The organism is Pseudemcibacter sp. (genome assembly GCF_965661635.1).
Classification (GTDB): domain Bacteria; phylum Pseudomonadota; class Alphaproteobacteria; order Sphingomonadales; family Emcibacteraceae; genus Pseudemcibacter.
Genome location: NZ_CBFIEP010000091.1, coordinates 18,959 through 27,260, shown reverse-complemented (window position 1 = coordinate 27,260; position 8,302 = coordinate 18,959). Strand labels below are relative to the sequence as shown.

The window sequence follows — 8,302 nt, the reverse complement described above, 5'->3', positions numbered from 1 at the left end:
TTATACTTGCAACGTTAATTGCATCAATTGTCCAATCTGCTACGGGGTTTGGATTCGCGTTAATTGTCGTTCCCGTATATCTAATTGTTCTAAATAGTGCTTCCGCAATTCAGATCGTAATTCTTATCTCTATTCTTATGTCTTTGCCTCTATGGATTAAATTAAGAAATAATATGCCCGATGATTTTATAAAGTGGGTATTTATCGGGTGTGTCATTGGGTTTCCTGTTGGGATTTATCTATTTTTGGAAATGGATTTGCAAATCATTAAAGCCGCAGTTGCCGTATTTATTATTGTCATAAGTTTACAAAATGCATGGAACTTGTTTGTAGTTGGAAATAGAAAAAAAATTATTGAAAGCGACCGAATACCGAAATCAATCTTATCTTTTATGGGGTTTATTTCAGGTATATTCGGTGCCGCAATGGCCATGCCAGGTCCAACTATGATGTTGTTTTTATCGAAAACAAATTTACAAATTAATCAAATTCGTGCCGTGATGATGGCTGTTTTCGCCTTTGCATATAGTGGTGCAGCGCTTATGCAAGTGGTATTTGTTGGTATTGATTCAGATGCTTGGTTGATGACTGCGTATGTTTTGCCGGGGGCATTACTTGGTGTTGTTATCGGACATCATTTATCCAAGAAAATCAATGAACGTCTTTTTAAAGGATTGATATTGATAATCTTGGTTTTAACAGGCATTTTTATGTTGCTAAGTTTATAAAAGGATTTGTTATGCTGACAGATAATTTTCCTCGTGAGAAGTTAGCTCAAACACCCACACCGATAGAAAAACTTGACCGTTTATCAGAAATATTAGGCGGCCCAGAAATATGGATAAAGCGGGATGATCAAACGGGCCTTGCATTCGGGGGCAACAAAGCAAGACAGCTTGAATATTATTTTGGTGAAGCGGTTTTAGAAAAAGCAAATGTCATTTTAATTACAGGTGCTGTGCAGTCTAATTATATGCGAACTGCGGTCGCAGCCGCACGTAAGCTTGGTATGGATGTTGAAGTGCAACTTGAAGAGCGCGTTAAAGGCCAGCCAGCAGAATATTATCAGTCCGGTAATCCCTATTTAATGAAGCTAATGGGTGCAAAATTTCACCATTACCCTGCAGGTAAAGACGAAGAAGGCGCTGATGACGCGCTTTATCAAAGAGCGGAGGAATAAAAATCAAAAGGTAAAACCCCCTATGTCATTCCGCTTGCTGAAAAACACCCACCGATCGGATCATTAGGATATGTGGATTGTGCAGAAGAACTATTATCACAAAACTTAAAAATGGATGCCATCATAACGGCATCTGGTAGTGGCACGACCCATGCCGGTTTATTGGCAGGATTAAGAATTAAAGGCGAAAAAGTGCCAGTATATGGAATATGCGTCAGGCGTGATAAAGAATCACAGAGAGCACGAATAAAGAAAAAAACACAAATCGTTATCGATATGCTACCAGGTGACCATCAAATAAGAGATGAAGATATTCATTTATTTGATGATTGTCTTGCGCCCGGATATGGCCATTTAAATGAATTTGTTACGGAAGCAATCAAGCTTGCTGCAGAAGAAGAAGGTCTTTTGGTGGATCCTGTTTATACCGGTAAGGCATTGGCAGGTATGATGAAATTGATCCGTGAAGGGAAATTTTCAGCGCAGGAAAAAATATTATTCATGCATACTGGCGGTACACCGGCGCTTTTTGGGTATCCATCTTTAGTTTCTTAAAGAATATGTTGAGAGCATAGAGATAAGAATATTTGTTTTCATGTAACCCAAATTAGTTTATTTAGAAATAAGGCTTTATTTGATACTAAAGTTAGACAAAAGGTCGTTCTTTTGTTGTCGGGGCGGGGTGTTTAGTTACCAATAATAACAAGGTTTAGTTAAAGAATGTGTCCAGCTAATGTGGAAGAAGGACATCAACGAGGGTTTATTATTCCAATCGGTGGTGCAGAAGATAAAGAAGCCAATCCTTCTATTTTAAGAAAATTTACGGAAATCTCAGGCGGGAGAGAAGCGAAAATAGTCGTTATTCCAACCGCCTCAAGACTTGATGATACCGGTGAAAGATACGAAAAAATATTCGAGGAAATTGGTATAGGTGAAGTCAGCCATATCGATATTAAATCAAGAGAAGATTGTAACAATCCGGAATTTGCCAGTCGCTGCGAAGAAGCAACGGGCATTTTTATTACCGGTGGCAATCAATTGCGCCTCGCGACAATTTTAGGGGGAACGGCAGTTGCGCAAGTGATCAGGACGGCCAATGCACGCGGCGTTCATATTGCGGGCACATCAGCTGGGGCATCAATTATGTCAGAGCATATGATAGCAGGGGGCGATTCAAACGAGTCTCCGAAAGAAGGCGGCGCAATTTTGGCGCCTGGTCTTGGGCTTACCAATGCAATGATCATCGACCAACATTTCTCAGAAAGAAACCGGTTGGGCAGATTACTCTCTGCCGTTGCTTATAATCCTTTTTTAATGGGAATGGGCATTGATGAAGATACGGCGGCCTTTATTGGACCAGATGATATCTGTGAAGTGGTTGGTAGTGGAACCGTTACCGTCGTAGATGGTGGTGATCTAACCTATTCATCTGCTTATGGAACGGATAATAGAAATGCTCTTGGCCTTCTTGGCTTAAAATTGGATATCCTCCATGAAGGCTGTTTATATGATTTCAATATAAGGGAAGCATTCCCACCAATAGAAGACAGGCAGAATATTTGTAAAATATGATTTGAGTGAAATAAAAATATAAAGTGAGTTAAGTAATCAGAATAATAATTCGGGAGGTAAAAAATGAGAATATTAAAAACAAACCTTTATTTGGGGCCCAACCAGTATGCCAAATTTAAGGTTATCAGACATGTTCTTGATATTGGTATTCTCGAAGAATGGCCTTCTGTAAAAATTGGTTCTGAATTTGTCGATGGTTTGATCGCTGCCCTCCCCGGATTAGAAGAGCATGGATGTTCATATCGTGAACCCGGCGGCTTTATTCGTCGATTACGCGAAGATGAAGGCACATGGATTGGTCATATTACGGAGCATGTTGCCCTTGAGCTACAATGTGTAGCTGGAAACGAAGTCACATTTGGCCGTACCAGATCCACGGGTGAAGTTGGCCATTACAATATGGTTTACGCTTATATTCATAAAGATGTTGGGCTTGCTGCCTGTGAGCTAGCCATTAAACTTCTTATGCATTTATTGCCAAAGGTATTGCAAGACCAGATCGATTATGAAATTGAAGATGATTTTGACTGGGACGAAGAGCTAACTTATTTCATTAAAAAAGCCCAGCGTCATGCCTTTGGTCCGAGTACAGCATCATTGGTTGCTGCCGCGGAAGAACGCGATATTCCGTGGTTGAGGCTTAATAAATATAGCCTCGTTCAATTTGGACATGGCAAACATCAAAAACGCATTCAAGCGACGATCACGTCTGAAACTAATCATATCGCTGTGGAAATTTCATGCGATAAAGAAGATACGCATAATTTACTGAATGACCTTGGTTTGCCGGTACCGCAACAACATATGATTTATAGCCCACGTGAAGCGGTTAGTGCCGCTCGCCGTGTAGGATACCCTGTTGTTGTTAAACCACTTAACGCCAATCATGGGCGCGGTGTATCTATTAATCTAAATAGTGCAGAAGAGGTTGAAACCGCCTTTGAAGTAGCGCGTGAACAAGGTACAAGTCGGGCAGTGCTTGTCGAAAGTTATATGACCGGGTTTGATCACCGCATGCTGGTGGTGAATAACGAATTGGTGGCTGTTGCGAAGCGGGTGCCGGGTCATGTAATCGGTGACGGGAAACACACAATTTCAGAATTGATTGATATTGTAAATGAAGACCCAAGACGCGGTGTTGGTCACGAAAAAGTACTGACTATTCTCGAAATTGATAAACAGGCGACACGTTTAATGGATAATGCCGGTTATACGGCGGAGACTATATTGGCGGCAGATGAAGTATTTTATCTTCGTGATACGGCAAATTTATCGACGGGCGGGACGGCCATTGATTTAACGGATGTCGTTCATCCGGATAACCGCGAAATGGCGCAACGTGCGATCCAGGCTGTTGGCCTTGATGTTGGGGGCGTTGATTTCTTAACGGATGATATCAGTAAATCATATAAGGATATTGGTGGCGGTATTGTCGAAGTCAATGCAGCACCAGGGTTTAGAATGCATGTTGCCCCTTCCGAAGGGGAACCAAGAGATGTATCTGGTAATGTGATTGATATGCTGTTCCCGCAGGGAACACCAAGCCGTATTCCAATTGCCGCCATTACAGGGACAAATGGTAAAACAACAACTTCCAGAATGCTTGCCCATGTTATTAAAACATGTGGTCATACTGTTGGTTTAACCACCACAGACGGTATTTATGTGGACGGTAAGCAAACTGTGAAGGGTGATACCACTGGGCCACGTTCAGCGCAAATGGTGTTGCGTGATCCAACCGTTGATTTTGCCGTACTTGAAACCGCACGCGGTGGACTAGTAAGAAATGGTCTAGGTTATGCAAGCACGGATGTTTCCGCATGCTTAAATGTTGCATCCGATCATCTGGGGATGGGGGGTGTTGATACCCTTGAGCAGCTAGCCGAGATTAAACGTATCGTGATCGAAGCTGCAACCGATACGGTTGTTTTGAATGCGGATGATAAAAACTGTTTGATGATGGCTGATTACGCTGATGCTGATAATATTTTTTATGTCACCATGCATCATGATCATGCACTCGTGAAACAACATATTGATGCGGGTGGTAAGGCATGTGTGCTTGAAAAAGGAATGAATGGTGATTTAATAACTATTTATGACAACCTCACACATATTCCGGTTATTTGGTCGCATCTTATTCCTGCAACGATTGAAGGAAAAGCGCTTCATAACGTTCAGAATGCGATGTTTACAGTCGCAATGGCCTATAGCTTTGGGCAGGATCTGGATCAAATTCGTTTAGGTCTTAAAACCTTTAATACCACTTTCTCACAAGCACCTGGCCGTATGAATGTATTTGATGAACATAGTTTCCGTGTCATACTGGATTATGCACACAATCAAGCGGCATTTGCTGTGATAACTGATCTTGCTGATAAATTAGAAGGGCATGAACGAAAATTAATTGTCGCATCTTGTCCTGGTGACCGACGTGATGAAGATATCGTAGAAACATGCGAGGTGTTGGCCGGTCATTATGATCATTATTTCTTAAAAGCGGATGACAACCGTCGTGGGCGAGGTGATGATGAAATTCCCAATATGATGAAAGATATACTACTTAAAAATGGCGTTTCGGAAGATGCAATAAGTGTCATTTCGAATGAAGTTGATGCCATTGAAGCTGGTCTTTCAGAGGCCAAAGAAAAGGATTTATTGATTATTTCCGGTGATAACGTAACGAGATCATGGAAACAAATCATCAACTTTGGCGAAGATAAAGATGAGGCTGAGGTTGTCGCAACTGAGGACGTGTTAATGGCGACCCCATATGAAGATTTAATCGAGGATAGTCAGCAACTTATTCGTGATGAACGTGGGGTTAGGTTGGCACGTGATTATGATGAAGATAGCGATTAATACCAAGGTAACTTCATGACAATTAATATTGAAGAAATCGAAGACTATTTAAGCATCCGTATACCGGAATCTGATCTTATTACTCTTGAAAGTAGCCGCCGTGTTACTGGTCCGGGGCTGCTTTGGGAAAAGCCTGGTGCGATCCTTGATGTTTTCACAAGTTATTTTGATAAACAAGAAGTCGTTGATTGTTGGACAGTCGAAATTCAAAAAGTCTTGGATGCTATTAATTGGAAGAATATTCACATTAAAACTCGTATCTTTGATACGGGGGTAAACCTAGCGATTTCCGCAAGTATTGATCTTTTATATTCGGCTGTTTTTGTTATTGAAACAAGTTGGCATTTAACGGCTAGCAAATTGTTTGAGCAATCTTCAGATGATTTTGATGCACTAATCTCTGACCTTCTTAAAGTGATTTCTATGGAACAAAACCCCCCTATTCTTGAGCTTCAAGATGCAGCCGAGAAAAAGAATATTGATGTTCTTTGGGATGATGATTTTGTTTCTCTTGGCCATGGAACGGGTTCACAAAAGTGGGGTATCAATGAAATCCCAAATGTTGACGAGGTAAATTGGGATAACCTTCATAATGTTCCTGTTGCGATGATTACGGGCACAAATGGTAAATCAACCAGTGTGCGTTTATCAACGGCTATCGCGGAGGCCGCCGGAATGGTGAGTGGCTCTACATCAACTGATTTTGTTAAATTGGGCGATGATGTTCTGGACTACGGTGATTATTCGGGGCCTGGCGGCGCACGCATGCTACTCAGAGATAAACGACTTGAAATCGCTTTTCTTGAAGTGGCACGCGGTGGAATATTAAGACGGGGGCTACCATTACGTCAGGCTTCAGCGGCATTGGTCACCAATATCGCCGCGGATCATTTGGGGGAATATGGTATAAATACCGTTGAGCATTTAGCAGATGCAAAATTTGCTGTAGCAAGAGCTCTTTCAGACGATGGTATCCTTGTCTTAAATGCTGATGACAAACTTGTTGCCAATAATGGGTTATCATCACAAAATACGATTTGTTGGTTTTCTTTATCTGATAATAATGAACACATTATTACGGCACGATATTCTGGCGGTTTATGTTGTTGGCTTGATAATGGGAAGCTTCATTATTTCGATGGTAACGAAATCACTCTTACTATCAATGTATCAGATATTCCCATTGCAATGGGTGGCGCGGCAAAATTTAATATTCAAAATGCGATGGGTGCACTTTGTCTTGCTAAAGCGATGGACATATCAAACGAAGCCATTTTAAAAGGATTAATGTCTTTTTCGAGCACACCTGATGATAATCCAGGGCGCTGCAATGAGTTTAAAATTAAGGGCGCCCGCGTCTTTGTTGATTTTGCACATAATCCTCATTCTATAAATGCTATTGCGGATATGCTTGATAATATTCCATCCAATAAAAAATATTTACTTATCGGACAAGCGGGGGACCGTTCGGATCAGGATATAATGGATTTAACCGATGGTGCGCTCAAGTTTAATCCTGATGTGGTTGCAACCATGGATATGGAAGACTATTTACGCGGTCGCGAATTTGGTGAAACGGCAGCTATCATAAAAAACCAATGTTTAAAACATGGCATAGATGAAGACAATATACCTCATTTTTCCACCCCGTCTGAAGGGGCACAATATATTATTGATCAACTTGAGGAAGGTGATCTTGTGCTGCTGCTCGCGCTTGCAGAAAGAGATAAAATCTTTGATATGTTAAAAGCGGCGACTTAACGACAAGGTGTAAATGTTGTTGAAACCAACTCCATATTGTCAGAAATGGCAGCCCTTTTTAACCCATCTGAATTAAAGGCCATCGCAATCTCACCTTTACGGTTAACTGCGATTAGACCGCCATCACCACCAAGGCGTTTCACTTCATCTAACATGCGCCATAGGGCTTCTTGTAATGTATCACCAGCAAGCTTATACCCATTTGCTGTCGTGAGCGCACCACCGGCACGGATAAAAAATTCGCCTGTGCCAGTGCATGATATTGCAATGTCATCATCGGCCCAAGTGCCTATTCCAATTAGAGGTGTATCGCCGACGCGACCTTCTGTTTTTCCAAAGACACCACCTGTCGAAGTTGCAGCGGCTAGATTACCATATATATCAAGGGCGACAGCACCTACCGTACCGTGCATCATGTCTTCTTGCTCAATATCTGCCTGACTTACACCAATAGGAAGCACATAATAATCCTTAGGATTTGATATTTTTTCAAAACCTTCATCATGGGCAAATTTATTGGCACCTTCCGCCGTGATAAGAACACAAGGCGATTTTTCTAATACCGCCTTAGCAACGCCAACCGGGCTAACAACATCTTGAATAGCCGAAACGGACCCTGAGCGACGGGTATGCCCTTCCATGATGCTGGCGTCCAATTCAAACTGGCCTGCGATATTTGGTGCGGCACCTTTTCCTGCCACATATAGTCCAGAACTCTCCAGATTAGCGACCATAATTTTGACAACATCAAGTGAAGTTTCCCCCGCTTTTAAAAGAGCCTCGCCTTCCTTAGCGAGTTCAGCAAGATGTGCTTCCGTGACACTATAATCTTCACCAGCCTTTGGGCCGGCACCGCCATGTAATGCCAATGCATATTTCTGTGACATAAGCTTAGTCCTTTAAATTCATAAAGGCGATATATGACAA

5 protein-coding genes and 1 pseudogene are annotated in these 8,302 nt (G+C 41.8%); 5 read left to right on the top strand and 1 reads right to left on the bottom strand.

Translation table 11 applies throughout. The features are described 5' to 3' along the window. From ACTF6W_RS06530 to ACTF6W_RS06510, 5 genes and pseudogenes are all read left to right on the top strand, one after another. Positions 1-728: sulfite exporter TauE/SafE family protein (locus ACTF6W_RS06530; protein ID WP_438993737.1), on the top strand; the 728-nt coding region annotated here is incomplete at its 5' end. 11 nt (positions 729-739) lie between these two features. Then, positions 740-1,735 (top strand): annotated as a pseudogene (locus ACTF6W_RS06525) (D-cysteine desulfhydrase family protein). Between the two features lie 165 nt (positions 1,736-1,900). Next, a complete protein-coding gene (locus ACTF6W_RS06520) occupies positions 1,901-2,752 on the top strand; it encodes a cyanophycinase (protein WP_438993736.1) in 852 nt (283 codons plus the stop codon). Between the two features lie 63 nt (positions 2,753-2,815). Beyond that, positions 2,816-5,614 carry a cyanophycin synthetase gene (gene cphA, locus ACTF6W_RS06515; protein ID WP_438993735.1) on the top strand — a complete coding sequence of 933 codons (2,799 nt, stop codon included), beginning with the start codon at positions 2,816-2,818 and terminating at the stop codon, positions 5,612-5,614. A gap of 15 nt (positions 5,615-5,629) precedes the next feature. Continuing rightward, entirely contained in the window at positions 5,630-7,375 is a 1,746-nt protein-coding gene (locus tag ACTF6W_RS06510) for a Mur ligase family protein (protein ID WP_438993734.1), read from the top strand. Here the strand turns inward: ACTF6W_RS06510 and ACTF6W_RS06505 are convergent. After that, a complete protein-coding gene (locus ACTF6W_RS06505) occupies positions 7,372-8,262 on the bottom strand; it encodes an isoaspartyl peptidase/L-asparaginase family protein (protein WP_438993733.1) in 891 nt (296 codons plus the stop codon). The two genes, ACTF6W_RS06510 and ACTF6W_RS06505, sit on opposite strands and share 4 nt — an antisense overlap. Positions 8,263-8,302: the final 40 nt, after the last annotated feature.

Coding starts and splice junctions, on each gene's coding strand:
- ACTF6W_RS06520 (WP_438993736.1), top strand. CDS start 1,901: ATGTGTCCAGCTAATGTGGAAGAAGGACATCAACGAGGGTTTATTATT.
- cphA (WP_438993735.1), top strand. CDS start 2,816: ATGAGAATATTAAAAACAAACCTTTATTTGGGGCCCAACCAGTATGCC.
- ACTF6W_RS06510 (WP_438993734.1), top strand. CDS start 5,630: ATGACAATTAATATTGAAGAAATCGAAGACTATTTAAGCATCCGTATA.
- ACTF6W_RS06505 (WP_438993733.1), bottom strand. CDS start 8,262: ATGTCACAGAAATATGCATTGGCATTACATGGCGGTGCCGGCCCAAAG.